Source organism: Methylobacterium sp. GXS13 (assembly GCF_001455965.1).
GTDB lineage: Bacteria > Pseudomonadota > Alphaproteobacteria > Rhizobiales > Beijerinckiaceae > Methylobacterium.
In genome coordinates, this window is the sequence record NZ_LKKO01000049.1 from 1 (window position 1) to 26296 (window position 26296).

Annotated in this window: 24 protein-coding genes and 1 pseudogene; 13 read left to right on the forward strand and 12 right to left on the reverse strand. The window is 70.2% G+C overall.

Annotated elements, in window-relative coordinates; all coding sequences use genetic code 11:
• Positions 1 to 4: 4 nt before the first annotated feature.
• The gene (locus AO398_RS18275; RefSeq protein WP_082643207.1) at positions 5 to 841 is read right to left on the reverse strand and encodes a porin family protein; all 837 of its coding nucleotides are present in this window, start codon (positions 839 to 841) and stop codon (positions 5 to 7) included.
• Positions 842 to 1406: 565 nt separating this feature from the next.
• Here AO398_RS18275 and AO398_RS18280 point away from each other — a divergent pair.
• A complete protein-coding gene (locus tag AO398_RS18280) occupies positions 1407 to 1889 on the forward strand; it encodes a DUF2721 domain-containing protein (protein ID WP_058193543.1) in 483 nt (160 codons plus the stop codon).
• Between the two features lie 93 nt (positions 1890 to 1982).
• The gene (locus AO398_RS18285) at positions 1983 to 2192 is read left to right on the forward strand and encodes a hypothetical protein (RefSeq protein ID WP_058193544.1); all 210 of its coding nucleotides are present in this window, start codon (positions 1983 to 1985) and stop codon (positions 2190 to 2192) included.
• A gap of 64 nt (positions 2193 to 2256) precedes the next feature.
• Here the strand turns inward: AO398_RS18285 and AO398_RS18290 are convergent, their stop codons facing one another.
• From AO398_RS18290 to AO398_RS18300, 3 genes are all read right to left on the reverse strand, one after another.
• Positions 2257 to 2457 carry a hypothetical protein gene (locus AO398_RS18290; protein WP_058193545.1) on the reverse strand — a complete coding sequence of 67 codons (201 nt, stop codon included), beginning with the start codon at positions 2455 to 2457 and terminating at the stop codon, positions 2257 to 2259.
• A gap of 173 nt (positions 2458 to 2630) precedes the next feature.
• Positions 2631 to 2960, reverse strand: coding sequence for an energy transducer TonB (locus AO398_RS18295; RefSeq protein ID WP_201025792.1), 330 nt, complete (start codon positions 2958 to 2960; stop codon positions 2631 to 2633).
• Positions 2961 to 3082: 122 nt separating this feature from the next.
• Complete coding sequence (locus AO398_RS18300) at positions 3083 to 3325, reverse strand: hypothetical protein (RefSeq protein WP_058193547.1); 243 nt, start codon at positions 3323 to 3325, stop codon at positions 3083 to 3085.
• A 178-nt stretch (positions 3326 to 3503) separates the two neighbouring features.
• Here AO398_RS18300 and AO398_RS18305 point away from each other — a divergent pair, with 178 nt between their 5' ends.
• Both AO398_RS18305 and AO398_RS18310 read left to right on the forward strand, forming a co-directional pair.
• Positions 3504 to 4331 (forward strand): porin family protein, encoded by an 828-nt coding sequence (locus tag AO398_RS18305; RefSeq protein ID WP_058193548.1) that lies wholly within the window; start codon positions 3504 to 3506, stop codon positions 4329 to 4331.
• Positions 4332 to 4698: 367 nt separating this feature from the next.
• Positions 4699 to 4878, forward strand: a complete 180-nt coding sequence (locus tag AO398_RS18310; protein ID WP_058193577.1) for a hypothetical protein — start codon at positions 4699 to 4701, stop codon at positions 4876 to 4878.
• 546 nt (positions 4879 to 5424) lie between these two features.
• Here AO398_RS18310 and AO398_RS18315 read toward each other — a convergent pair.
• Positions 5425 to 6408, reverse strand: coding sequence for a helix-turn-helix domain-containing protein (locus AO398_RS18315; RefSeq protein ID WP_082643332.1), 984 nt, complete (start codon positions 6406 to 6408; stop codon positions 5425 to 5427).
• Positions 6409 to 6461: 53 nt separating this feature from the next.
• On the opposite strand from AO398_RS18315, the gene AO398_RS18320 reads away from it, so the two are divergent.
• From AO398_RS18320 to AO398_RS29085, 3 genes and pseudogenes are all read left to right on the forward strand, one after another.
• Positions 6462 to 7232 (forward strand): DJ-1/PfpI family protein, encoded by a 771-nt coding sequence (locus AO398_RS18320; protein WP_058193550.1) that lies wholly within the window; start codon positions 6462 to 6464, stop codon positions 7230 to 7232.
• A gap of 47 nt (positions 7233 to 7279) precedes the next feature.
• Positions 7280 to 7618 (forward strand): heat shock protein HspQ, encoded by a 339-nt coding sequence (hspQ, locus tag AO398_RS18325; protein WP_058193551.1) that lies wholly within the window; start codon positions 7280 to 7282, stop codon positions 7616 to 7618.
• A gap of 125 nt (positions 7619 to 7743) precedes the next feature.
• Positions 7744 to 8682, forward strand: a pseudogene (locus tag AO398_RS29085) (DUF4424 domain-containing protein).
• A gap of 141 nt (positions 8683 to 8823) precedes the next feature.
• On the opposite strand, the gene AO398_RS18340 reads toward AO398_RS29085, so the two are convergent.
• Positions 8824 to 9603 (reverse strand): invasion associated locus B family protein, encoded by a 780-nt coding sequence (locus tag AO398_RS18340; RefSeq protein WP_058193553.1) that lies wholly within the window; start codon positions 9601 to 9603, stop codon positions 8824 to 8826.
• A gap of 441 nt (positions 9604 to 10044) precedes the next feature.
• Here AO398_RS18340 and AO398_RS18345 point away from each other — a divergent pair, with 441 nt between their 5' ends.
• Positions 10045 to 11298: an AMP-binding protein gene (locus AO398_RS18345; RefSeq protein WP_058193579.1), complete on the forward strand. Its 1254-nt coding sequence runs from the start codon at positions 10045 to 10047 to the stop codon at positions 11296 to 11298.
• A gap of 161 nt (positions 11299 to 11459) precedes the next feature.
• Positions 11460 to 11804 (forward strand): hypothetical protein, encoded by a 345-nt coding sequence (locus AO398_RS18350; protein ID WP_058193554.1) that lies wholly within the window; start codon positions 11460 to 11462, stop codon positions 11802 to 11804.
• Positions 11805 to 12417: 613 nt separating this feature from the next.
• Here the strand turns inward: AO398_RS18350 and AO398_RS18355 are convergent.
• Both AO398_RS18355 and AO398_RS18360 read right to left on the reverse strand, forming a co-directional pair.
• Positions 12418 to 13638: a UbiH/UbiF family hydroxylase gene (locus tag AO398_RS18355; RefSeq protein ID WP_082643336.1), complete on the reverse strand. Its 1221-nt coding sequence runs from the start codon at positions 13636 to 13638 to the stop codon at positions 12418 to 12420.
• Between the two features lie 170 nt (positions 13639 to 13808).
• Positions 13809 to 14693, reverse strand: a complete 885-nt coding sequence (locus AO398_RS18360; protein WP_058193556.1) for an alpha/beta hydrolase — start codon at positions 14691 to 14693, stop codon at positions 13809 to 13811.
• A 107-nt stretch (positions 14694 to 14800) separates the two neighbouring features.
• On the opposite strand from AO398_RS18360, the gene recG reads away from it, so the two are divergent.
• The gene (recG, locus tag AO398_RS18365) at positions 14801 to 17020 is read left to right on the forward strand and encodes an ATP-dependent DNA helicase RecG (protein WP_244498818.1); all 2220 of its coding nucleotides are present in this window, start codon (positions 14801 to 14803) and stop codon (positions 17018 to 17020) included.
• A 311-nt stretch (positions 17021 to 17331) separates the two neighbouring features.
• Positions 17332 to 17655, forward strand: coding sequence for a hypothetical protein (locus AO398_RS18370; RefSeq protein ID WP_058193557.1), 324 nt, complete (start codon positions 17332 to 17334; stop codon positions 17653 to 17655).
• A gap of 68 nt (positions 17656 to 17723) precedes the next feature.
• On the opposite strand, the gene AO398_RS18375 is transcribed toward AO398_RS18370, so the two are convergent.
• The gene (locus tag AO398_RS18375; RefSeq protein ID WP_058193558.1) at positions 17724 to 18524 is read right to left on the reverse strand and encodes a DUF502 domain-containing protein; all 801 of its coding nucleotides are present in this window, start codon (positions 18522 to 18524) and stop codon (positions 17724 to 17726) included.
• 184 nt (positions 18525 to 18708) lie between these two features.
• Positions 18709 to 19623 carry a sugar kinase gene (locus AO398_RS18380; protein ID WP_058193559.1) on the reverse strand — a complete coding sequence of 305 codons (915 nt, stop codon included), beginning with the start codon at positions 19621 to 19623 and terminating at the stop codon, positions 18709 to 18711.
• A gap of 768 nt (positions 19624 to 20391) precedes the next feature.
• Here AO398_RS18380 and AO398_RS18385 point away from each other — a divergent pair.
• The gene (locus AO398_RS18385; protein WP_058193560.1) at positions 20392 to 21414 is read left to right on the forward strand and encodes a helix-turn-helix transcriptional regulator; all 1023 of its coding nucleotides are present in this window, start codon (positions 20392 to 20394) and stop codon (positions 21412 to 21414) included.
• A 232-nt stretch (positions 21415 to 21646) separates the two neighbouring features.
• Here AO398_RS18385 and AO398_RS18390 read toward each other — a convergent pair whose 3' ends face one another.
• On the reverse strand, positions 21647 to 22075 hold the full coding sequence (locus AO398_RS18390; RefSeq protein WP_058193561.1) for a MucR family transcriptional regulator: 429 nt from the start codon (positions 22073 to 22075) through the stop codon (positions 21647 to 21649).
• A 1220-nt stretch (positions 22076 to 23295) separates the two neighbouring features.
• Here AO398_RS18390 and AO398_RS18395 point away from each other — a divergent pair.
• Positions 23296 to 24696, forward strand: a complete 1401-nt coding sequence (locus tag AO398_RS18395) for a DUF4105 domain-containing protein (protein ID WP_058193562.1) — start codon at positions 23296 to 23298, stop codon at positions 24694 to 24696.
• Positions 24697 to 25065: 369 nt separating this feature from the next.
• On the opposite strand, the gene AO398_RS18400 is transcribed toward AO398_RS18395, so the two are convergent.
• Positions 25066 to 26295, reverse strand: coding sequence for a serine hydrolase (locus AO398_RS18400; protein ID WP_058193563.1), 1230 nt, complete (start codon positions 26293 to 26295; stop codon positions 25066 to 25068).
• Position 26296 lies beyond the last annotated feature (1 nt).

Below are 26296 nucleotides of genomic sequence, written 5' to 3' on the forward strand. Positions count from 1 at the left end.
GGTCTTAGTACGAGCCGAACTTGTAGTTCAGGCCGGCGCGGACGACGGCGAACTCGTCGTCGCGGCGACCGATGGCGCTGTAGGCGACCGGGACGAGGTTGGCGGCGTTGACGACGAGGGCGCCCTGGTTGCGGTTGCCGCGCTCCAGGTTGACGTACAGGCCTTCGATCTTGAACGTCACGGCCGACGAGCGGAAGAAGTTCAGGAACGACTCGGTCGGGAGGGCGAACTCGACGCCACCGCCGACGGCGTAGCCGGTGCGGAAGCTGTCGTTGCCGGCGTAGCCGCCGAAGGAGCGGTCGGCGCTGCCCGAGCCGTAGGCGAAGCCGCCGGTGCCGTACACGAGGGTGCGGTCGAAGGCGTAGCCGAGGCGGCCGCGCACGGTGCCGAAGTAGTCGAGGCTCGACAGGCCGCGCGGGTCGGTGACGTAGTAGCCCGGGGCCACGGCGCCGCTGATGAAGGCGTTGTTCCGGTTGCGGCCGAAGTCGAGGTACTGGGCGTCGGCCTCGATGCCGACGACCACGCCCGAGCCCGGGGTGAACTGGTAGTTGTAGCCGACCTGGGCGCCGCCGGAGAAGCCGTCCTGGCTGCGGTCGCGGAAGGTGGCGGTGGTGCCGGCGGCGGCGAAGGCGGCGGGGACGCCGAAGACCGAGCTGTTCGAGCGGCTGCTGGCGTCGAAGGCGTAGCCGGCGTTGATACCGAAGTAGGCGCCGGTCCAGGTGAACACGGGCACCGGGGTGAAGACGGGCGGCGGGGCGGCGCGGCGCGGCAGGTCGGCGGCCGAGGCGGCGCCGGTCAGGAGGGCCGTGGCGGCGCTCGCGAGAAGAAGCTTCTTGATCATCTGGTCCTCTGTCTCCCGTTGGGCGGGATGTGTACCCGGCAATAGAGATGACAGGACGACCCGGCGCGATAGTGCAGCGGTGCAACAGGGCGGACAAGGCCCCCGGGTGGTATGCAGAGGCGTGCGGTGGAGCACATCCCGCGCCTACGGGGCTGATTTCAGCCCGGAGATTTGTATCTCAACGTGTCCGGCAGCAAAAAACCCCGCCGCACGAAGGCTGACGGGGCTTTAGTTTGCTCGAGAACATTCCCAGGACCAACCAGGAAGCTTCATCCTCCGTTAGATCCGAGGGACGGACGGCCCGCAAGCCCATCCGCGACTGTTGATGGGGGTTAAGATTAATTAACGTCCCCTGCCCGGCGCGCCCCGGCATCGACCCCCCGTGACCATCCGCTCTCCTGCCGTGCATGCGGGCGGGACGGTCAGAGCAGCGCGGCGCCGGGTTGCATTCGGCCGGCCTCCTGTGGTGAGCCTCCCGGCATGCCGTGTCCGAGATCATCTGCCGTCGTGCCGGGCAAACCCCAGGGCCGGCCGCCCGCGCCGCACCCGCGAGCGTAGCGTGCCCGTGTTCGGCTTCTCCCTGACCTCCACCGAGCCCGACAGCATCGCCCACATCATTCAGGTGGCGCTCGCGCCGGCTTTCCTGCTGTCGGCGCTGGCGACCCTGCTCAACGTGTTCTCCACCCGCCTCGGCCGGATCTCCGACAAGGTCGATACCCTCTCGGGGGAGATCGCCCGGGTGACCGATGCGGAGGCCGCGCGCCTGTCCCGCCGGCTGACCTTCCTGCGGCGACGCTCCTTCATGCTCGACGTGGCGGTCGTCCTGGCCTCGCTCGGCGCCTGCCTGATCGGGATGGCCGTGCTGACCCTGTTCGTCGGGGCGCTGCGCGATGCGGCGACCGCCTCGATCCTGTTCGCCTGCTTCGGTCTCGCCCTGGTCTGTACCGTCGCGGCGGTCGGGGCGTTCATGACCGAGATCCTGATGGCCGGTCATGGCGTGCGCGACGAGGTCGAGCATCAGCAGGACAAGGTCCCGGCGCGACCGTGACCGGATTCCCTTTCGCGTTGCGTGCCCGAGGAACTTCGTCTTAATCTTGATGCGGCTTGATTCCGCTCGCCTGCCGCGTCCAAGTGTTCCGCCATGAGTGTCGCGATCCTGGTTGCCCTCATTGCCGGAGCCCTGTGCCTCGGGATGCTCTCCTCCCTGCTGCCGTTCGGGCGGCGGGACGAGGACGAGGGGGAGATGCTGCAGCCCGGCGAGAGCGACCTCTTCGATTATGGCGGCCCGATCATCGACCTGGAGCCGCTGATCCCGCTGATCGAGGCGCAGGCGCTCGAGGCGAAGCGGTAGGCCCCGCACGTTCAGGGAAGGGCCGCCGGCCCGAGCGCGTCCGGACGGCGGCCCCGAGCCCCCTTTAGGCGGCTTCCTCGTCCGAATCGTCCGCGTCCAGGATGGTCTCCAGATCACCGACCAGGGCGTCGAGCTGATCGGCCGTCGCCTTGAGCTTCAGCGTGGTGCCGTCCTCGGTCTCCACCGCGATCTCGATATGGTCCTCGACCTTGGCGGCCAGGGCCTGCTTGATGGTGTAGGTCGTCACGTCAGCCTTGTCGGCCATGCCGGTCTCCTTGTTGGGCTGCGGGCAACGCGGATCGTCCGGGATCGGCGCTGCGGCAGAAGCTCGCGTCGCAGGCTCTTTCCGCGGTGGGCGGGCCTGCGCCCGGCCCGGTGCGATGCGCCGCCGAAACGCCGCCGTCGGGAGCCGAGGCTGCGCGGTCTGCGGCGCCCGGCCTACCGACGCCCGCGCTGCATCACCGTCCGCTGGCGATAGGTCGGCACCTCCGGGAGGCGTGTCGGACGCACGGGGGGCGGCAGCAGCAGGTCCGGCTTGGCCCGGGGCGTCTCGACGATGACCGCCTCCAGCACCGTTGGGCGCGATGGCGTGTCCAGAACGAGGGGCCTGCCGGGCTTGGCGGCCAAGGTGCCCAGTGCCCAGAGGGCGAGACAGGCCAGACCGACGAGAACGCCCGTCCAGGACGGTTCCGTGCGAACCATCAGGAAGGCGGCGCCGGTCAGGGCGGCCGCGGCTGCGAGCAGCCGGGGGGTGGGGTCGCCGGACATCACGGCTCCGGGCCTTCGAGTCTTCGCGCTCGCGCGCGCCGAACCGGCATCCACGTGGCCGGCGCGCGCCAGCCTCAATGATGCGGGCTGACGGCCGATGAACATCATCGCTGCAAGTCTAATCAATCCGCCAGGCTGGAGGGCGGCTGCCAGGTGGCGCCGGGATGCTCGCGGATGTCGCCGGCCCGGGTGCCGGTATCGGCATCGCTGGTCCAGTCGCTGGGTTCCGTGACGCTGGCGATCTCCGCATCCGGATAGGCGGCCGCCAGGAACAGGCGCGCCTCGCCCTCGGCCTCGGCCCGCACCGTCACGAGCGGCTTGTCTCCGTCCCCATCGCGGATCTGGGCGATGAACAGCTTGGTCATGGTGGGCCTCCGCTACCGTGGGGCGCCAACGAGCCGGCGGCGGGATGGTTCAAGGCCGGAGTCCGGATCGCGCGGACTCCGCCTTCCGCCACACCTGTGGCAGCCGCGATACAGCTTGAGTGTGGAAAACCGGGTAATTTCCCGCTCGATAGGAACATTCGCTGGGGAAAGACCAGTCATGAAGACGCTTCTGGCCTCGTTGGCCGCCTTTACTGCCCTCACCGCCGCAGCCTCGGCCGCCGACCTGCCGCGTCGCGCCGCCCCGCCGCCGATCTTCACCCCGGTGCCCGTGTTCACCTGGACCGGCGCCTATTTCGGTATCAACGCCGGCTACGCCTTCGACGCCAGCAGCAACAGCACCTCGAGCTTCGCCGTCCCGGCCCCGTACGGCAACGGCACCACGGCCTATTTCAGCCAGCGGAACCAGGAAGGTTTCTCCGGCGGTGGCCAGGTCGGCTATAACTTCCAGTTCACCCCGGGTTCGGGCGTGGTCGTCGGCATCGAGGCCGATGCCCAGTACCTCGATTTCGGCCGCAGCCGGAACAACGCCCTCGTCGTCGGCCCGCTGGCCCAGGGCGTCTACCTGACCGACCCGCGCGGCCTGTCGAGCCTCGACTTCTTCGGCACCGTGCGCGGCCGCCTCGGCTACGCCTTCGACCGGGTCCTCGTGTACGGCACCGGCGGCTTCGCCTACGGCTCGGGCAGCGCTGACCGCTCCTTCGGCGGCTTCGCCGGCAACGACAGCTTCCGCACCGGCTGGACCGTCGGCGGCGGCATGGAATACGCCCTCCCGGTCGACTCGTTCCTGAACTTCTTCCGGTCGAGCGCCGTGACGGTCAAGGTCGAAGGCCTGTACGTCAATCTCGATCGCAACACCCGCAACCAGGGTGCGTTCGTGATCAACGCCGCCAACAACGTCCCGCTGGTCTCCAACAACATCGGTCGCCGCGACGACGAGTTCGCCGTGGTCCGCGCCGGCCTGAACTACAAGTTCGGCTCGTACTAAGACTACTAAGACCAGGACCGCCCGGCCGCGCGCCGGGCGTCCCTCCGACCTGCGACAACGCCCCGGGAGCCTGCGCTCCCGGGGCGTTGTCGGTTTGTGCATCCTCCCGCAGGTCGGCAACCGCCATGCGCGATGACGCTCATGCGGTGCATCGGCCGCCCGCCTCAGTCACGCGGGTGGGTGGCACCGACCCGAAATCCGCGGCGTTCTCGAGCCGAACACGCCGGCTGCCCGCTCCACGCCCGAGCCCGGGGTGCCGCGCTGCCGGTATGCGGCCGTGGCGGAGGCCCGGGGGAACAGCCCCGACGCCCCGGCCGTTGTTCAGATCATGCCGGCTGGGGCCGGCCCTTCGGGACTCGAGGCAACCATGACCAGCCGTACCCTGCAGACCACGCTTCTCGCCCTCGCGCTCGTCGCCGGCAGCGCCGGGATGGCGGCCGCTCAGAGCACGCCCAACGGCGACACCTCGACGTCCGGCTCGCCCGCCGGCAGCAACAGCACCGGAAACGGCGCCACCGGCAGCGGCGCGGCCCCCAGCGGCAAGTAACCCTGCCTGAGCCGGACAAGCGGGGAAACCGGGCGATCCGGGAGCCCCGCGCTCTGACATGCGTGCAGTCTTTCCGCCCCGCGTTTCTTATGGAACGCGGGGTTTTTCGTGGGCCGAGGGAAAGGCCGGGGCGGCACGCGCCGCTCAGGAACAGCCCGCCGCCGAGCCGACGCGCGCCGACCCTCCTCCCTCTGGCACAAGGACGTCGCAAGAGCACCTGTCCGGTCGCGCGTGACGACGGCATGGGCCGCACCGCGCGCCCATGGATGGGGCCTGGGGGGAGGAGCGCCATCCGCCGCCCGTATCCGATCGACCGCTTCGGCGTCGATGTCGCCTGTGGCGCGGCGCGGCGCGGCGCGGACCGTCGGGACGGTCGATGGCGCGATCCTCTCGACGGATGGGGATACCCCTTACGCCGCGGCCCGCGCCGCGATCATCGCGGCTTTGCCCGGCTGCGCATCCTGAACGCGGACCTCCACCAGGATCGCGACGGCGTGCGCGAGACCATCTGGGCTGCCGGCCCACCGGGCGATCCGCTGTGCGCCCTCACCCGCCGAACCGCGCCCGATACGCCTGCGGCGTCGCCGCGACGTGGCGCAGAAAACTGCGCCGCAGGGTCTCCTCGGAGCCGAAGCCGCAGGTCCGGGCGATGCGCTTCACCGGCTGCGCGGTTTCGGCCAGCGCCCGCCGTGCCGCCTCGATCCGCAGGCGCTCCACGGCCTTGGCCGGGGTGAGGCCGGTCGCCTCCCGATAGTGCCGGCTCAGGCTGCGTTCGCTCATCCCGGCGGCCTCCGCCAGGACCGGGAGCGAGAGATCGCCGGAGAGGTTCTCGGCGATGAAGGCGTGGAGCGCCCCGAAGCGGTTCTCCCCGGCCTGCAGGGCCAAAGCCGCGCTGAACTGCGCCTGCCCGCCGGGGCGCTTGAGGAACATCACGAGGTGGCGCGCCACCGCCAGGGCGCGATCGCGGCCGAGATCGGCCTCGACCAGGGCGAGCGCCAGGTCGATCCCCGCGGTGACCCCCGCGGAGGTCCAGACCGGGCCGTCCTGCACGAAGATCGGGTCGGGCTCGACCCGGGCCAGCGGGTAGCGCCGGGCCAGGGCGCCGCAATGCTTCCAATGGGTCACGGCCCGTCGCCCGTCCAACAACCCGGCGGCCCCGAGCAGAAAGGCCCCGGTGCAGACCGAGGCGACCCGGCGCGCCCGCCCGGCCCGGTCCCGCGCCCAGGCCACCAGCGCCGGGTCGGCCGACGCCGCCGTGACCCCGGGGCCACCGGCGACGATCAGGGTGTCCACCGGCGCGTCGCGCTCCGGCAGCGGGTCGGCCATCAGGCGCAGGCCGGCCGAGGCGGTGAGCGCCCGGTCGCCGGCCGCGATAACCCGCGGCGCGTAGGGCGCAAGCCCGCCGCTCAGGTCATTCGCCGTGGCGAAGACCTGGAGCGGCCCGGCCACGTCGAGGAGCTGCACCGCCGGGAAGGCCAGCAGCTCCACCGGGCGGGATGCGTCTGGCGAGAAACGAGGGGTGTTTGGCATCTCGGCCAGAGCGTGCCGCGGTAAGGTCTCCCTGTCCAGCCCGGAGGCTCCGCATGATCCCCCCCGAAACCCCTCTGCAGATCGGCTCGCTCCTGTTCGAAGGACTCGACCAGATCGACCTCACCGGCCCGTTCGCGGTGCTGTCGCGGATTCCCAATTCGACCTACCGGATCTACGGGCCGAGCTCTGAGCCGGTGCGCGACCTGCGCGGTCTGCGGATCACCCCCGACGCCGCCCTCGCGCAGGCGCCGCGGCTCGACGTGCTGCACATCCCCGGCGGCCAGGGCCAGGAGGCTCTGATGCGCGACGCCGCCGTGCTCGGCTGGATCCGCAGCCAGGCTGCGGGCGCCTCTCACGTCTTTTCGGTCTGCACCGGCGCGCTGCTGCTCGGGGCGGCTGGGCTGCTGATCGGGCGGCGGGCCACGACCTACTGGAACGCGGTCGACCTGCTGCCCTGGTTCGGGGCGGAACCGGTCGACGCCCGGGTGGTGATCGACCGCGATGCCGACGGCCGCACCTGGCTGTTCGCGGCCGGGGTCACCGCGGGGATCGACGGCGCGCTCCGGCTCGCGGCCGAATTGCGCGGCGACGATGCCGCCCGGCTGATCCAGCTCGGCATGCAATACGCCCCCGAGCCGCCCTTCGACAGCGGCACCCCGCGGACCGCCCCGCCGGCCATCGTCGCGCAGGCGCGCGCCGCGGCGGCCGGGATCACCGCCCGGCGGGAGGCCACGGCCCGGGCGATCGCGGCCGAGCTCGGCATCCCGGCCCCCGGACCTGCCGAATCGCACCTGGGAAACCGGTACATCCCACCGGCCCGGTGACACGCCCCGGCATCGGTCCTATCTGTCCGCTCTGAACGGACAGAGTCATGACGGACGTAACAACCAGAACCGCGAAGTTCGCGATCGGCGCGGTGGTGCGCCACCGGGTCTACCCGTTCCGGGGCATTGTGTTCGACGTCGACCCGGTCTTCGACAACACCGAGGAATGGTGGCTGGCGATCCCCGAGGAGGTCCGGCCGCGCAAGGACCAGCCGTTCTACCACCTGCTCGCCGAGAACGCCGAGACCGAGTACGTCGCCTACGTGTCCGAGCAGAACCTCCTGCCCGACACGTCCGGCGAGGCCCTGCGCCATGCCGGCATCGCCGAGATGTTCGAGCGCGACGCGGCCGGCGGCTACCGCGTGCGCGACCGCGTCCGGAACTGAACTCTTCGAAGAGTCCGGTCACGCTCGGGCCATGCTGCGACGATACTGCGACGGGTGTCGCCGCGATTCTTCGAAGGTCCCGTCGTGATCTCCCGTCCCCGCGCAGCGGCGCTGCTGGCCTCCTCATTGCGCCGGCCTGGGCCAATGACAGAGCCGCCGAACTCGATGCCGGCGGCCTGATCCTGAGGCCGGAACCCGGCATCGCCCTGGCCAGCGAAGACCTGTCGATCGCCCTCGACCGGATCCGCGTATCCTATGAGTTTCGCAACCAGGCGTCGGAGCCGCACACCGTCCGGATCGCCTTTCCGTTGCCACCGATTGACGGCCGGAGCTTGAGCTTCTCGGCCACGAAGCTCCCGCAGGTCGAGCACGCGAATTTCGTCGGCTTCACCGTCACGGTGGACGGAAGCCCGGTCCAGCCGGACCTGGAAGAGCGCGCCTTCGTGGGCGAGCGCGAGGTCACCGACCTGCTGCGCCGCCACGGCCTGCCGCTCAACCCGCTGCGCGTCTTGGAGATCGCGGCGGCGGCCAAGCGGATCGGCAAGCCGGACTGGGCGGAGCTGGTCCAGGCCGGGCTGTTCCCGGACGCCGCGGACATGACCGAGGGGCTCTAGCGCTTCGAAGCGAAGTTCCACTGGCTGCAGACGTTTCCGCCCGATCGGGAGGTGCGGATCGCGCACAGCTACGTGCCGGTGAGCGGCTTCCACGTCCTCGACCCCAAGGAGGCCGCCCGCGCCGCCTACCGGGCGACCTACTGCCTGGACGAGGCCGGGCTGGCGGCGATCCGGCGTCTGCACGCGCAGGCGCCCGACGCGAGCGGCCACCTGCGGGCCTTCGTGGTGCCCTACATCGTCACCACCGCGCGCAACTGGGCCGCCCCGATCGGCCGCTTCACCCTCACCGTGGACAAGGGCAGCCCGGAGGCGGTGGTGAGCTTCTGCCGCTCGGGCATCCGCAAGACCGGCCCGACCACGTTCCGCTGGGAGGCGCAGGACTACGTGCCCGATCATGACCTCCGGGTGCTGATCGTCCTGCCCGGCCCGGGCCCCAGGGGGATCCGGTAGGCCAAGGCCCGGGTCCGACAGGGCGATCCCTTCGGCTGAGCTCGGGGCGGAGCCCCGAAACGCACAGCGCGGTTCCGGCCATCGCGCATGAAAAAGGGGCCGGCCCCTGCGGACCGGCCCCTGATAACGTCCGCTGCGGCGTTACTTCGCTGCCGGAGCCGCAGCACCGGCGGCCGGCGCGGCGCTGCCCTGCTGCTCGAGCTTCTTGCGCATATCCTCGCTGCGCTTCTCCAGCTCGGCCTGAAGCTTCTTCTGCTGCTCCTCAAGCACCTTGGGGTCGATGGCCGGGCCGTCGAAGGCCTTGCCGAAGCCGGTCAGCGGCACCGCGAAGGTGACCTCGCGCTGGGTCTGGTTCTGGACCGAGACGTTGAGGGTCGTGCCCTTCTTCATGGCGGCGATGACGCCGGCATCGACGCCGCCGGCCTCGGCGAAGCAGCCGTTCGGGAAGCAGACCGCGAAGCGGCCCGGGGTGGCGGCCTGGCCGTCGACGTTGAAGCGGATGCCCGGCTGCAGCGGCAGGCCGAGCGGCAGCAGGTAGCGCACCACGCGCACCTCCTGCTTCTGGGCGGCATTCTTCATATCGTAGACGGCCACCGCCAGCACGGGCTCGCCCTGGTCGGACACGAAGTCACGGGTGGTGTAGCAGATGTCCGTGCCGGAGCCCTGATCCTTGCCGCAAACCTTCGTCCAGTCGGCCTGGCTCGGCTCGGACTTCACGGTCACGATCTGCGGGCCGGTCTGCGCGGCGGCACCGGCCGGCGTGTTGGCGGCCGGGGTGCTCGGCGCGGCGGGAGCAGGAGCGGTCGGCGCTGGGGCGGCGGGCTTCTTCGGCTGGGCCAGCGACGGAGCGGCCGCAAGGCCGAGGCCCGCGAGGCCGAGGAGGGCGGCGCGTGCCAGCGTCGCGGGGCGGGTGAAGGACATCGGCTCTGACCCCTTTGGAGAAACGTGATGTGGCTTGCGGAGCCGGCCTGACGGGCTGGTCCGCCGGACCGCCCGGGCACGCGCCGCCGTGGCGTGCCTCCCGAGGCTCCGGATGAATCGGTCCGACCATCGGGCGAGGATGGCGCCGGATGCGCGCATCGCCTGCCCCGGCGACCGGGCGGCCTGCCTCTCCCCTCCGAATGAGGCGAAGGCATGACACCGCGGCATTGCGTGCCCATCGGGGCACCCTGTGCCGCAGCCGGCTCCCGATAGGCCCCTGCCTGCCCGGCTGCAAGCGCGACGTTGCCGGCGCCCCCGGCGCGCCCTGCGTGACGACAGCCTCGCCCAAGTGAACGGGTCTTAGCTGGGGGTTAACCATAGTCGGCCGACCATGCGGGTGGATCTGCAGTGCGGGTGGGGGGCGGATTGAGCGCGTTCGCGGTGGCGGAGAGGACGGCCGATGCCGCGCCGGATGCGTCCGCGCGGTCCGGCGGCTTGTCGGCCAGCCTGTTCGCGGCGGCCCAGACCGGCCCGCAGCGCACGGCGCTGCGTGATTCGGGCGACCGGGCGGCCTGGTGCGGGCGCCCACCGATCACCTGGACCTACGCGGCGGCCGCCGAGATCATCGGTCGCCTCGCCCGCGGGATCGGGGCGTGGCGGCTGCCCGCCGGCAGCCGGGTCGGCCTGTGGTTTTCCGGCGGCGCCGAATCGACCCTCGCCCACCTGGCTGTCGAGGCAGCCGGCCACCTCCCCTGCCCGATGCCCGCCCTCTGGGATTCCGAGCAGCTCTCGGTCGGCATCGCGTCCGCCGGCCTGGTCGCGGTGCTGACGGAGGGCCGCCGCGGCGGCCGCCGCCCCGAGGACGACCTTGCCCGCGCGGCCATGGGCCATTTCGGCCTGCGCTATCTCGCGGCCTTCGGTCCCAGCGTCCCGGACGGCGTGATCAGCCTCGATGCGATGGCCCTGGAACGCGGGGTCGTCGAGCCAGTGGCAAGCCGTGGCCTCGTCACCTTCGCGGCGGGGGATCCGAGCCGTCCGGTCTACCGCAGTGCGGCGGCGCTCTCGGCAGCGATCGATGTCCATCTCGCCGCGCTCCCGGTGACGGCAGAGGAGCGGATCCTGACGCTCCTGCCGGCCCATGACCTGCGCGGCCTGGTAACCGGCCTCGGCGCGGCGCTCGCGGCCGGGGCCAGTCTCGAGACCGTGATCCCCTTCGACGAGGCGGGGTTCCGCGCGGCCCTGATGCGGCCGGCGCCGACCCGGCTCGTGGTCCCGGCCTTGGTCGAGACGGCGCTCGCCGCCCTGCCCCTTCCCTGGACCGTGCGGGCGCTCCAGGTGGTCCATCGGGCGCCCGCGCGCGTGATCGCGAGCGCCCTCCCCGAATTGGCGGGCCCGCGCCGCCTCGCTTCGCTGGTCTTCGACGAGGACGCGGTCCTCACCCGTCTCGGCAGCCGCGACCTCGCCGCGACCCTGGCCGATCCGGAGCGGGCACCCCTGCCCCGGGCGCTCCTCGATCTCGCGTTCCTGGACCTCGGCGACGACCGGGATGGCCCGTTGGCCTATCGCGGACTGGCCTGCGCCACGGCGGCGTTGCCCCGCAGCGGCGTCCCGGAGCCGGACGTCCTGGCGTGGCGGGACTCTGGCTACCGGCCGGTCCTGTTCGGCGGTGTCGCGACCGGGATCGAGGCCGTCTGAACGGCGGACGATCGTCGGTTCATCGCGCGCTCAGGTACGGAGGATAATCTCGCATCCGCACACGGCTGGACGGATCCGATCCGCGCCTTCGTGGGTTTCGCTTCGGATTGTGGTTCTGGCTATCTTCCCAAGCCACGTTTCATGAGGTACCGCTCAAGCCTATGGGTGCGCTGCAACAAGTGCTCGTGGTCGATGACGGTGTTCGCGCCGTGGACCGGTCCCTTTCGGGCGAGCTCGCCAACCTCGGCTACGCGAGTGTCACCGCCTCGATGGAGGCGGCGGACGATGTTTTGGCCGTGATCGCCCGCCCGGCGGCGGTGCTGCTCCAGGCCCCTACCCGTCGTGATCCTGCCTATGCCCGCCGCGCCGCCCGCCTGCGCTGCCAGCTGCGCGACCGCGGTATCCCGGTTCTCCTGATCGGCGACGCAGGCGAGTCACGGGCCGGCGGCCCGGTGGACCTCGCCACCCGCCTCGGCGCCTACGTGGCCGCCCAGCCGGACCTCTGAGGGCACTCACCGACTGAAGCCCCGTTACGGTGACGGGGCGCGGGCAGCGAAGCGGCCTCGGGCATCCTGCGAGTTCCGATTTGGTGCAGGCCTTGGCGGCTCCCCTCGCGATGAGCGCACACGGATCCCCGCCATCGAGCCCGGGATCCGAAGGCCGATGTTGTGCTGCGATTCGGATCGTTGAGGTGATCTCGTCGCTGTCGCTCGACACGCTTCCCTTCGCGCCGCGCACGACGATCTCCAGTTCGGCCAGGGCTACCAGGTCTCCGTGGACCCGCTTGACGTCGCGGTCGAGCGCGCGGGCCAAGGCTCGAATTCCCGTCTCGGGCGTCTGTCGAATGGGGCACAGGCGTTCGTAGCGCTTCGGCGTCAGCGCGGCGCACAGGGCACTCCAGTCCCGAAACAGGATGCGATCGCTCCCAGGGACGACGTGTCGCCCTCCGCCGCCTTCCCGGTCATCTCCGCCGCTGCCGACCTCAGTCCTTACCCGGGGCTCGCCTCCAGGCTTCGACGGCCCTGCTCCTGCCAATGATCGGCTGCGCTGCGCTCCGTGTCGAAGCCGATCCCGCGTCGCACCACAGCGTCTCTCCCAGCCCCCACCGAGAGAACGCGCTCAGCGCGCCCCGCGCATCAATTCCGGTGCGCCGAGCCGCGGCAGCACGCCTTCGCGCATCACCACCCGCCGGAGCGGGCCGAGATGCGACATGGCGAGCAGCCCGAGTCCCCGGAGCGCGTCGACCGGCAGCAAGTCGGTCAGCAGGCTGCGGTTGAGCAAATCCACCGCAGCGGTGCGGGCCGCTGCGTCGAGGCGGCGGCTCCGGGCGTAGCCGTCAAGGACCGGCCGGGCGCCGGGATCTCGGCCATCGCGGGACGCGGCCACCAGCACGTCGCGCAGGGCAGCGGCGTCGCGCAGACCGAGATTCAACCCTTGCGCGCCGATCGGTGGGAAGACGTGGGCCGCCTCGCCGACGAGCGCCAGGCGCTGCGCAACCGGGCTCGATACGGAGAGGCCGCGCATCGGTACGAGGCCGCGTGGGCCGTCGACTCGCATCGCGCCGAGCATGGCCCGGGCCTGCCGCTCCACCGCCCGGCCCAGGGCGGCGTCGTCCAGAGCCGCGAGGCGCCGCGCCGCGCTCTCCCCGGTGACCCAGACCAGGCTGGAGCGATGCCCGCCCGGCAGCGGCACCAGGGTGAACGGGCCGGAGCGGGTGTGGAACTCGGTGGAGACGTCCCGGTGCGGACGGTCATGTGCCAGGATCGTGGTGATCGCGCTCTGTGGATAGGTCCAGTCGCGCACGCGCACGGCGCTGGCGGTCCTGAGCGGGGAGCTGGCCCCGTCGGCGCCGACCACGAGACGGGCCGCGACCGCGCCGCCATCAGCCAAGCGCAGCTGCGCGACAGCCTCGCCGGGGGTGGCGCCGGCGGCATCCGCCTCGACCAGGGTCAGATTGGCCTGAGCGCGGGCGCCGACACGCAGGCTCTCGACCAAGCGGGCGCTCTCGACGTTCCAGCCGAAGGCGTCCAGCCCGATCTCGGCGGCCTGGAAGCGCACGGGCGGCGGCCGGAACAGGCTGCCGGTGTCGTCGATGATCTGCAGGGTGCAGAGCGGACTCGCATGCGGCGCCACCGCCTCCCAGGCGCCCAGGGCCTCTAGAAAGCGCACCGACCCATCGAGCAGCGCCACCGTCCGCCCGTCCGCCACGGGGGCGTGGCGGCCGACCAAAGCCGTCCGGATGCCGGCCTGGGCGCTCGCCAAGGCGGCGGCCAGCCCCGCGGCCCCCGCGCCCACCACGGCGACGTCGAATGCCGCGCCCTCCGGTCTGCTGCCCTGCACGATGTCTCACCCGCTTCCGCGCCGATTCGTCCACGCGGCCCGTGCTCCTATCTGAGCATTCCGGTATCCCTGCCAAGCCCGACCCGCGAAGGCCACAGCGCCGCAGCCCGGAGCGAAGCATGAAGGGGCCTCGGACCTCGGCCTCCTTAGCGCTGCCCGAACGCGCCGTTTCACCCGAGGAACGCCGACAGCTCCGCGAACACCTCCTCCGGTCGCTCCTCTTGGAGGGTATGGCCGCAATCGAGCGCCTGGCCGGAAACATCCGTGGCCTTCTCGCGCCAGGTCTCCAGCACGTCGTAGGTCTGGCCAACCGTGCCCTTCGCACCCCAGAGGGCGAGCAGCGGCGCCGTGATCCGCGCGTCCGAGTCGGCCGCGTCGTGCTCCAGGTCGATGCCCGCCGCCGCCCGGTAATCCTCGCAGATTGCGTGGCGGCAGGCCGGGTCGCTGTAGCAGCGCAGATACTCGGCGAAGAGGTCCGGCGGGGTCGAGCCCGGGGTCTTGGACTGGCCCTCGACGTGGTGGCGCAGGAAGAACTCCGGATCCGCGCCGATCAGCGTTTCGGGAAGCGGATGCGGCTGGATGAAGAAGAACCACCAGAAGTACCGGGTGGCGAAGGCCTTGTCGGTGCGGGCGTACATCGTCGCCGTGGGGGCGATGTCGAATAGGGCGAGGCGCTCCACCCGCTCCGGATGGTCCAGGGCCAGGCGGTGGGCGACGCGGCCGCCGCGCCCGCGGCCGACGAGCGCGAACCGGTCGTGGCCCAGCGCGCGCATCACCGCCACCGCATCCGCCGCCATGGCGCGCTTGGCGTAGGCGGCGTGGGCCTCGCCGCCCGGGGGCTTGTCCGAATCGCCGTAGCCGCGCAGGTCCATCGCCACGACCGTGCGGCTTTCGGCCAGGCGCGGCGCAACGTGGAGCCAGGTCGACAGGGTCTGCGGGTGGCCGTGCAGCAGCAGGACCGGCGGCCCGGAGCCGCCGGAGCGGGCGTGGATCGTCACGCCCGGCTCGGTCTCGATCCGGTGCCGGACGAAGCCCGGCAGAAAATCCGTGCCCATGCGCTCGGTCGCCTCCGTCCCCTGTGCCCGTGTCCCTTGCGCCGCACTGGCGCGCCGGGATGCACCGGATGATAAGGCGGCTCCGGCAGGATGTCCGCCGAGCCACCATGACAGATGCACGCGCGACTCAGGACGCCGCCCTCCGGGACGCGGCCTTAAACGACCCGGACGCCGAGGTGCCGGAGGGCGAGGGCGTCCGCGCGCCGCTGCTGCGCCCGAGCATCCTCGATCCCCTGTTCGCCCCGGCCCGCGCCCTGCCGGGCGTCGGCCCCAAGATGGCGCCGCTGATCGAGAAGCTGCTCGGCACCCCGGAGCGGGAGGCCCGGGTGGTGGACCTGCTGTTCCACCTGCCCCAGGGCGGCGTCCCGCGCCGGCTGATGGGTTCGATCAGCGATGCGCCCGTGGGCGAGCCGGTGACCGTCGGGGTCACCGTGGTGGCGCACCGCCCGGCCCAGATCGGATCGGGCAAGCGCCCGCACCGGGTGCTGGTGGAGGACACCACCGGCGACATCTCCCTGGTGTTCTTCGGCATGCCCCGGGCCCGGGTCGAGAAGATGCTGCCGCTGGGCGCCCACCGCTACATCACCGGCCGGATCGACCTGTGGGACGGCACCCGCCAGATGGTCCACCCGTCCCGGATCGTGGACGAGGCGGGGCTGGCCGAGCTGCCCGCGGTCGAGCCCATCTACGGCGCCACCGAGGGGCTGACCTCCCGGGCAATCAACAAGCTGGCGGTGGCGGCCCTCGACGGGCTGCCGACCCTGCCCGAATGGCAGGACCCGGCCTGGCTGGAGAAGAACCGCCTCCCCGCCTTCGCGGATGCCCTGCGGGTCGAACACCGCCCCGAGGAGCCCCTCCCGAAATCCGAGGATCCGCTCCAGCCGCCCGGCGCCACCCCGGCCCGGCGCCGCCTGTCCTATGACGAGCTGCTGGCCTCGCAGCTGGCGCTCGCCCTGATGCGCGCCCGCCAGCGGCGCAAGGCCGGCCGGGTCAATGCCGGCGACGGCGCCGTGAGCGGCCGGATCCAGGCCGCCCTGCCCTTCGCGCTCACCGGCGCGCAAGGCCGTGCGGTGGCGGAGATCCGCGCGGATCTCGCTGCCCCGCGCCGGATGCTGCGCCTGCTCCAGGGCGATGTCGGCTCGGGCAAGACCGCGGTGGCCCTGCTCGCCCTGGCGTCGGCCGTCGAAGCCGGGCGGCAGGCCGCGCTGATGGCCCCAACGGAGATCCTGGCGCGGCAGCATTTCGAGCGGCTGCAGCCCCTGGCCGGCGGTCTGCGCTTGCGCCTAATGACAGGCCGGGACCGGGCCGCGGAGCGCAAGAGCACGCTGGCCGCCCTCGCAGCAGGCGAGATCGACATTCTGGTTGGCACCCATGCCCTGTTCCAGGGGGCGGTGACGTTTCGCGACCTCGGTCTCGCCGTCGTGGACGAGCAGCACCGGTTCGGCGTCCACCAGCGCCTGGCGCTGGGTGCCAAAGGCGAGGCCGTGGACTTCTTGGTCATGACCGCGACGCCGACCGCGAGCACCCTGGCGCTGACCTTCTTCGGCGACATGGACGTCTCGATCCTCGACGAGAAGCCCGCCGGCCGCCAGCCGATCCGCACCCTCACCCTGCCGACCGAGCGGATCGACGAGGTGGTGGCCGGTCTCGCCCGGGCGATCGCCGGCGGCGAGCGGGTCTACTGGATCTGCCCGCTGGTGGAGGAATCCGAGTTCATCGACCTCGCAGCCGCGGCCGAGCGCTTCGACGACCTGAAGCAGCATTTCGGCGACGCCGTCGGGCTGATCCACGGCAAGATGCCGGGCCCCGAGAAGGATGCTGCCATGGCCCGGTTCGCCGCCGGGGAGACCAAGGTTCTGGTCTCGACCACGGTGGTCGAGGTCGGCGTCGACGTGCCCGAGGCGACCATCATGGTGATCGAGCATGCCGAGCGCTTCGGGCTGGCGCAGCTGCACCAGCTCCGCGGCCGGGTCGGACGCGGCTCCAAGGCGTCCTCGTGCCTGCTGCTCTACCGGGGGCCGCTCGGGCAGGTCGCGCGGGCGCGGCTCGAGATGATGCGCGACAGCGAAGACGGCTTCCGTATCGCCGAGGCGGACCTGAAGCTGCGCGGCGAGGGCGAGGTGCTCGGGACCCGCCAGTCGGGCCTCGCCGCGTTCCGGCTGGCCCGGATCGAGAGCGACGGCGACCTGCTGGAGGCTGCCCGGGACGATGCCAGGATGATCGTCGAGCGCGATCCCGGCCTCAAGAGCCCGCGCGGACAGGCCCTGCGGGTGCTGCTCTACCTGTTCGAGCGCGATGCCGCGATCCGGCTGATCGGGGCCGGCTGAACAGAGGCCTTTCCTGAACGGCGCCGTTCAGGAAAGGCCTCTGTTCAGGAACGCCGCAGCTCGGCCATGTGCGCTAGGGAACATGCCGAACGGAATGGACGGCTGATGCCGGGCAAGCGACCCAGACGGATAAAGTGCAATTGCGGCAAAGGGTTGGCTTTGCGCATGCCTGCGCGGAGCCGGGCTTCAGGACCGCGGGAAAGCGCTGAGGCATGGGCCGTGACCTTGCATCAGCCACAATCGTCCCTTAACTGCAGATGAACGAATGGCCCGGTAAGCCGGGACATCACGGACGAATCTGGAGGACGGACATGCCGCACGGACTGTTCCAAAACCTGCCGGGCTCCCACGAGATGGCCGGTACGCAAGCCCTACCGACCGAGCCCTGGCTGATGCCGATCTCGGATCGGGCCGCCGCAGCGGTGTCGAAGACGTCTGAGGAGTTGCAGGCCGCCGTCCGGCAGGCCGCGCGTCCCTTCTGGCTTGCCGCTAACGGGCTCTGCATCGCGCTGGGCCTCGCGCTGACGCTCCAGTGCGCCACCGGCTGGACACCAACTCCGTCCCGCAGCGCTGTGACGGTGGCTCAGGCGACCCCGCCGACCATCGCGCCGCAGACGGCCTCGCTGCAGCGCTGAGCTTCCTTTAAAATTGACTGATGGAAAGGGCGGTCCCGCTCGCGCGGGGCGGCCCTTTCCGTTGAACCTCACGCGTCCTGCGGTTCCCGCCGGGCCGCTGGGTCGCCTGCCTGCTGCGCGGCCCGCAAGGACGCCGCCATGGCGTGCAGCCGACCCTGCGGGTCCTCGGGCTGGATCACGCCGGCCGACATCACGAGCTTGGCCGCATCGTCGACGCTGATGTGCAGTTCCACCACGGCGGAGCGCGGCAGGTAGAAAAAGAAACCCGTGGTCGGGTTGGGCGCACAGGGTAGGAACACCCCGACCATCTCGTCCGCGCCGGCCGCGTTCCGGGCCTGGAGCGCGCCCTCGACCTCCGGGGATGCGGGCGCCGACAGGAACACCACCGACCACGTGCCCTTCACCGGGAACTCGACCAGGCCGACCGTGCGGAACGAGGTGCCGTTGGCCGAGAACAGGGTCTCGAAGATCTGGCGCAGGCCCTTGTACAGGCCGGAGATCACCGGGGTGCGGGCCAGCAGCACCTCGCCGAACTCGATCACCGAGCGGCCGACCAGGTTCGCCGTGAGGAAGCCCAGCAACGTCACCGCCAGGAACGCGATGACGAGGCCGAGGCCGGGAATCGAGAACGGCAGGTAATGGTCCGGCAGATAGCTCGCCGGCACCAGCGGCTTCACGAAGGAATCGATCAGCGCGATGAACCACCAGGTGATGTAGGCGGTGATCGCGAGCGGACCGGCCACGATGATGCCGGTGAGGAAATAGGTGCGCAGCCGCCCCCGGGCGCTGACGCGCGTCTTCGCGGTGGCGGGGCCGGGCGCGGATGCGTCGGGCTCGGGAGCCTGAATCGGCGGGGAACTCGGCGCCACGGGTGCCCTCTCGGCCGCTCGATGCGCGGCGATCCTGCCTGAGGGCGATCAATCCCCCGCAGGCACAGGTAGCGGCTGCGCTTGTCCGCCTCAAGGGCGGCGGGCCGATCGGTGGGACCTGCTGTTCTCGAGGGCTCCGCCCCCGAACCCCGCCAAAGGGCTGAGCCCTTTGGAAACCCAGGACTCAGAACGCCAGGGCCGGCATCGCCTCCCGGGGGATCACGGCGCCGCGATGCCCGATCACGACGCCTGCCAGGCGGTGCGCCTCGGCGGCGGCGGCCTCCGGGGCCAGACCGGCGACGCGAGCCGCGATGTAGCCCGCCGCAAAACTGTCGCCGGCGGCGGTGGTGTCGACCACCCGCTCTACCGGGCCGGCCGGAACGGCCGTGTCGCCGGCCCCGTGCAGCACCCGCGCGACTGGGACCGGGCCATCCGAAGTCTTGAGCACGATCTCGGCGCGGCCGCGATGGCGCAGCACCTCGTCCTCGCCCGCCGCGCCGTAGAGCCAGTCCAGATCCTCCAGCGAGGCGAAGATCAGGTCCGCCTGGGCCAGGGCCGCCCGGAACGCGGTGCGGGCCACCTCGCGATCCGGCCAGCCGCGGGGGCGGTAATTCGTGTCGAACGCGACCCGGCCGCCCCGGGCACGCAGGGCCGCCAGGGCGACGGCGAGCGCCGCGCGCCCGGTCTCGCCGTAGAGGGACAGGCTGATGCCAGAGACGTAGACGAGGTCGTCGGTCTCCAGGGCGGCGCGCGTCTCCGGGGCGCCCGGCTCCGAGAACAGGTCCCGGGCGGCGGCGCTGTCGCGCCAGTAATGGAAGCTGCGCTCGCCCGCGTCGTCGGTGCGGATGATGTAAAGACCCGGCATCCGGCCCGGCAGGCGACGGATCCGGCCGAGGCCGATGCCCTCACGGCCCCAGGCCTCCACCATCGCATCGCTCCAGGGATCGTCCCCGAGGGCGGTCACGTAATCGACCGTCACGCCGAGGCGGGCGAGGTAGAGGGCGGTGTTGAGCGTGTCGCCGCCGAAGCCCCGGACGAGGCTCCCGTCCGGCCGCTCCGACAGCTCGACCATGCACTCGCCGACGCAGGCGACTCTCATGCCGCTACTCCCCCTGCGGGCCATCGACCGGCCCCGCGACGGACGGGGCCCGTTCGCCCCGATATGTCAATCGCGCGGCGTCATGTCCGGGCGGTCGCCCGGCCATCCGGTCCGAGCTCAGCGGGGGCGCCGTCTGTGTCCGGGGTCCGTTTCGGGCCGTACCGCTTTGGGAGGTGTCCAGGAACAAGCACGGCGTATTCCGCTGACTGTTCCTGGTATGTTGTGATGTTGATAGCGAGTATATTGCGCAAAATATTGGATCCAATCTGATACGATCCTCATGCTTTGCCGGGACAGCTGTGATATTCCCAAAATGAATATTTTATTTAGGTGCCCAATTCGGTGCGATATATTTATTCTATGCCGATGCTGTGATGCGGCTTGCATTTGGGCGCGTTCTCGCGAGCGGACAGCGTAAATGAAAAATAATTACTAAGACATATTGATGAATGTTGTTCGACGCGCATATCGGATCTGCCTGAAAAACAGGGCGAAGTAGCAGTTCGACACGTATATTATCTTCGGACCGATGCGCCTGGAGCGCCGATATGTCGTATTTTATATAAGGAATGAGTTCGATTCTTGCGCCGAACAGAACTGACGATCGCGACTGCAGCGGATCGAGCCGGGCCGCGCGGATTGCGCGCGCGGGCAGGACGCGCCGCGGACGAGGCTTTCGGTTCAGTTCGGAGCCCGGGGCGACAGGCACTGGCCGCGCGGAGCCCGGATTGATGTCGGCGGGCGCGAACAAATTTGAGACGACCTGAGATGTTTCATTCCGCCCTCAGCGCCCTGACCTTTTCCTCCGGGGAATTTCTGACGATCACCGAGAGACGGGGGTTGAGTGGCGCCTGGAGCTGGGTGCTCGCCGGTGGCGAGCAGATCTGGTCGCCCGGGTTCTTCCGCCTTCTCGGCCTGGTGCCGAATGCCACGAAGGCGAGTTACGACTTGCTCCTGAGCTTGGTCCATCCGGAAGATCGGCACCGCCTGCCCGCGCCCGGTGAAGTCCGGCAGGGCCATATCCCGCATGAGACGATCGTCCGGGTGATCCGCCCGAACGGCACGGTGCGCGTGCTTTCGCTGGTGATGGAGGCGCGCTTCTCCGCGGAAGGCCGGCCCATCGCCGTCAACGGGACGGCGCTCGATGTCACCGACCGCGAGCAACTGTCACGGATGCGGGAGGTGGAGCGGCGGCGGGGCGCGCTGTATCTCACCGAGCACATCGTGGCCTTCTCGGTCGGGCTCGATCTCCGTCACGAATTCCCGTTCGAGATGGCGCAGGTGCACGGGCTGCCATACGAAGAGATTTGCCTCGACCCGTACGCGATGATCGTTCCCGAGGAGCGGGCGGCCTTCCAGGATGCGGCCCTGACACAGATCGAGCGGCGGCTCTTCTTCCAGGGCACGGCCCATGAGCGCCTGGCGAACGGCGAGCTCTGGCATTTCAAGATCATCACGGTGCCGGTCCTGGATCCGGACGGCGTCTATCTCGGACGCTGCGGGCTGAAATGCCCGGCTCGAAGCCCCATACCGATATCGTCGGCTCTGAGCAAAGGCCTCGACCAGGCCGTGACCGGCCATCACCTGCGCGCCGCCCGGGCTCTGCTCGACTGGTCGATGATGGATCTGGCTCAGGCGAGCGGCGTGTCGCATTCCACCGTCCGGCGCCTCGAGGAGGACCGCGAGCATCGCGGGAGCCGATCTCGGCTCCAAGCCGTGGAGGCGCTGCGCCGGGCGGGTATCCGGTTTATCCCGATGGACGACGGAACGCTGGCGGTGGGCAAGAGCTGAACGGAACCCGTTCGAGCCGCCTTGACGTCGATGCCATCGCGGGGGTCGTCCGGGTGACCATGACAAACGTCGTGGCCGGCAGGCGGAGCGCGACTTCGGCGTGCTCCAAGATCGTCCGGGAGCTTAGCGGATCCCCCCACTGCGCCCCGGGCCGTCAGGGCGCGCGTCCCTCGTGGTCGATCCGGTCGGCCCAGAACCGGGGTCCGGTCCACGTGGGGACGCGCACGCGCAGTCAGCCGACCTTGTGGCCGAGCTGGATCGCCTTGGCGATCTGCGAGCGCCGCTCGGCGTAGCTCGGGGCGACCATCGGGTAGTCGGCGGGCAGGCCGAACTTGGTCCGGTAGCGCTCGGGGGTGAGGCCGTGGGCGGTCAGGTGCCGCTTGAGCGTCTTGTAGGACCGGCCACCAATGAAGCTGATCAGGCCGTCCTGGCCGATCGAGGCTTCGATCTGCGCGGCCGTCGGGCCAGTCCAGGCGGAGGTCGAGCCGGCCGCATTCCCCTGAAGCACCGAGATGGCCGTGTGAACCTGGTCGATCAGAACCGGCAATTCACCAACACCGACAGCGTTTCGCGATACATAAGCAGCGACTAGTGAAGCTGTGCATTTGATCAAGTCGTAGTTCGGTTCCTGAAGCTTTTCGTGAATATCGATAGCGTTCATTTTCCCATCGCTTCAGTTCGTCGCGGCAATCAGAGTTCGGATCCGAAGATATGGATAAAATCATCGTCTCATTCCGTGGGAACTTGCGCCTGACTGCTGATTCTCCGCCAAAATTGGCAACTAACAATACGAAGTTGGGGCAATTTGTCTAGGTTTTAACTTGAATGGTCTTTGAGCATTTTTTGTTTCACGATAGCAACACTAAGTTGCTTGCAGAGCAATACGTGGCAAATAGGGTTCATTGGCAAAGGCCACGGCAGGGATATGGGCGTATAACCATCTCGCCGGGTGCTTCGCTGGCCGCGGGACGTCCGCATGACTTGCGAAGCATTGAAACCGGGAGGCGAAATCGACAGTACCTATGGCCGTATCAACCCCGCTATAGTCCGAAATCGGATCGTCATCGGAAATATTGCCGAGCAGTTTGGCCGATTACTGGCTTAATAGCCAATGAGATCGAATCTAAAATCGATGATAAGAGTGGATTTACTTGGAAAGCCACGCTTGGAGAAACCTGCCAATAGCCAGGCTGTCGAATCGGGGTCGGTGCCTGCCCTCGTGTGATCGGGGATCTGCGGCAGGCTGTTCGCCAGATACGGCGCCCTCGGCAGCGCGACACCGTTCGACTGCATCCGCCTCGTCGGCGCAGTCCGGTCGGTTCGAGGTGAGCCTGGAAGGCACCGATCTGCCTGTCGTCGTCGTGGTTGGTATCGACTGCCACTGGCTCTGGACGACGGCAATACGCTGCCGCAGCCAGCCAAGGGCGATGGCTCCTCCGCCGAGGGTATCATCTCGAACGACCGGACGTCGGCCCTCAGCGTCAGTATCGGAGGTCGCTGCAGGCCGATGCGGATCGGTTCGGGCTGGATCAAGGTCCGGTTCTCTGCCGGAAGCTCGACCGGGTCCGAGACCGACCGCTACGGCGTCTTCGCCCAGATCTCTTGCAGGCTGCCGGGTCTTGGCCGCGGTGGTTCGGACATTCCGCCAGTTCTCGTGCGGGATGACGGAGCTGCGCTGAGTCGTAGGCGGGGCGGCAGCGGCCGGTTCGGGTGAAACCGGTGCCGCTCCCAAGGTTCTTTCCCATCGGCTGGTTCGGCGAAGTCCGCTATGCCTGGTGGATACCAGGCCGGCAGGTGCAGCGGCGGCGATTCCATTAACGGAGCCCTCAGGCGACTCGTGAAAGGTACGAGCCGCAACTGTGCTTCCGAAGACGACCGGTCATGTCCCATCTCTCCTCCCTGCCGCAGCGGCATGATGGTCTCGATTCCCGTCGTCCGATCCGGGAGGGCAACGCCCGGATGGCGCCGCTCTGGCAGGTGCTGGTCGGGGGCGAGGCGGTCCGGCGCCATGCGACTCTGATCCTGGCCGCCGGCGTGGCCCTGGCCTTGTTGGGCGTGGCCGTGATGATCGATGCCTTCGCGGGGGCGGTCCACATCCCGGAACGCTGGTTCGGCCTGCTCCTGCTCCTGGACGGCCTCGGCTCGCTCGCCGCCGGCCTGATCGCCGCGGGGGCGGCCCGGCGGCTGCGGATCTTCAAGGGCCTGTTCCTGTCCCTGGCGGCCATCCTGATCATGATGGCCTCGGCTTCGAGCTTCTTCCTGCTGGCGATGCTGTTCGGCACCGCCTTTTTGGTCGACGGCGCGATCCGGATCGTCCTCGCCTACCTGCTGAAATTTCCCGAATGGCGGACCTCGGTGGCGCTCGGCGCGCTGGGCGTCGCCTTCGGGGTGTTCCACCTGCAGCCCTGGCCGACCTGGTATGTCGGAACCGTGGGCTACTGCATCGGGATGTTCCTGATCATCAACGGCGGCCGGCTGGCCCTGGCGGGCTTGCGCACGCGGCGGACGGTGTTGGAGCCGATGCCGGAGGGGGCGCCGGCCCCGGGCGCCGACAGCCTGACGGTCTATGTCTGGACCCCGACCGGGCAGGCCACGACGCCGGCCACGCAGCGGCTGGTCCGGCGCTACGTCGCCTCCGTCGACGTGGCGGGGCGCTATTCCACCGGCCATGCCGCCCTGGAACAGGGGGGCGAGCTCTACATCAGCCATTATCCCGCGGTGGAGATCGATCGCTCCCCCGCCAATCTCCGGTCGAGCCTGCGCGCCGGGCCCGAGAACGACGTCCCCGGCCGGTTCCTGCCGTCCCATCGCGCGGAGGTCGCGGATTGGTGCGAGGCCACCGTGGCGGTCACGCTGAACGGCGTCGACGGCGCCCGGCTGCGGGCGTTCTGGGAGGCCTATCGCCGCGACACCACCTACAACTTCATCAGCCGCAACTGCTCGACCACGGTCGCCCGTGCCCTGGACGTGGCGGTGGAGGGGGCGTTCAGCCGCGACGGGCATCCCTGGCGCAACCTCGCCAACGCGCTGACGAGCCCGGAATTCTGGGCCGCAGCCCTGCTGCGCAACGGCGCCCGGTCCATGACCTGGACCCCTGGCTTGGTGCTCGATTACACGCGGGCGCTCAGCGCCCTGGTCGATCCGGTCGCGCCGGTGACGACCATCGCCTGGGCGAGCGTCGGCCGGCGGTTCATCCGCAACGGGCGGGTCGGGTCGATGACCCGGCTGTACCAGCTCGCCCGGCGCCGGCCCGCCTCGGGCGTGGGCCCGACCGAGGCCTGAACTGCCTCCCTGCCGGCCGTCGCCTGCGGTGCGCGCAGGGCGGTTCCGGCGAAGCGTGACCTGCTCCCTCTCCCGCACAGGCGACACGGGTTCGAGGCGCAGGCGTTGTTGCAGGCTGCGACGCGCCTCCTCTCCCGTGCGGACTACGATGTTCACACATCGCACCGCGAACGGCGCGGCGCTCTCTCCTCCCCCTTGCGGGGAGGAGTTGGAGGTGGGGGTGGCTCAGAAGGCACCCTTAACGTTCGATCCTGCACCACCCCTGACCCCTCCCCGCAAGGGGGAGGGGAAATGCGCGGTGCTTCAAACGCTTGCCGCCGGAATGATGTGTGAATCCGCTAAGGGCCGCCGACGGGCGCCGCGCCCGGGTCAGCGGGCCGTGCGGCGGGCGGCGAGGTCGCCGGCGATGGCCTGCATCACCGACAGGGTGTCGACTTCGTCCTGCTCGGCGCCGTGGTCGCTGAGCTTCACGATCACGGTGCCGGTCTCACGGTTCACGTAGACATACTGGCCGTAGACGCCGATCGCCGAGATGTCGCTGTCGTCGCCCCCGGGGGCGTGCCACCACTGGGCCGAATACTGCCAGCCATCGACCGCCCTGCGGGCCGGCGTCTCGATCCGGTCGATCCAGCGGGCCGGGATGATGCGGTTCTGCCCGGCGCGGCCCTGGTCGGCCACCAGCAGACCGAGGCGGGCGAAGTCGCGGGGCGTGGCGTTGATGCAGCAGAACGCCTTCTCGATGCCGCCGGCCCGGTCGAGGTTCCAGGTCGCGTCCGCCTGGGCGCCCATCGGCTTCCAGATTCGCTCCGAGAGCAGGTCCGCCAGCGGCTTGCCCTCGACCCGCGCCAGGATCAGGCCGAGCAGCTCTGTGTCGATGCTGCGGTAGCGGCCCTGGCTGCCGGGCTTGAACGCCAGATGGGCGTTGTCGCGCACGAAGGCGGTGATGTCGCGCGTTAGGTACATCCCGGCGGTGCCGGTGAGCGGATGCTGAGGGTCGTAATTCTCCGGCACGGCGATTCCGCTCGTCATGTCGAGCAGGTCGCGCACGGTGATCTGGCTGAACACCGCGGCGTGGCGCAGTTCGGGCAGCAGGGCGGAGACCCGGTCGGTCTCAGCGAGCTTGCCGTTCGCCACCGCGGCGCCGACCAGCAGCGACACGATCGACTTCGCCACCGACCAGGAGGGGAACAGCGTCGCCGGGCCGGTCCCGGGGCGCTGCCATTCGTGGATCAGGACCCCGTCCTGCACCACCAGGAAGGCGTTGGCGTGCGTCTGCGCCAGCATCGTCGCGAGCGGGACCGACTTTCCCTTCCAGGGGACACGCTCCAAGATCGGGCTCGGGCGGAACGCCAGGTCGCGGGCGTGCTCGGGCGCCTGCACCACCCGGCTCGGGAACCACGGTCCGATCGCGGAGGGCTCGATGACCGCCAGGGCCGCCAGGGTGACCGGATTGGGGACGTTGATCAGCGCCGTGGCGGTCCAGGCGCAGCCCGCCGCAACGATGCCGCTGGCCGCCGCGATCACGCCCCAGCGCGTGCCCCGCCGACGCCCCGGGCGGGGGCCGGCCGAAGGCTCCGGGATCGCGGACGACGAGGTCATG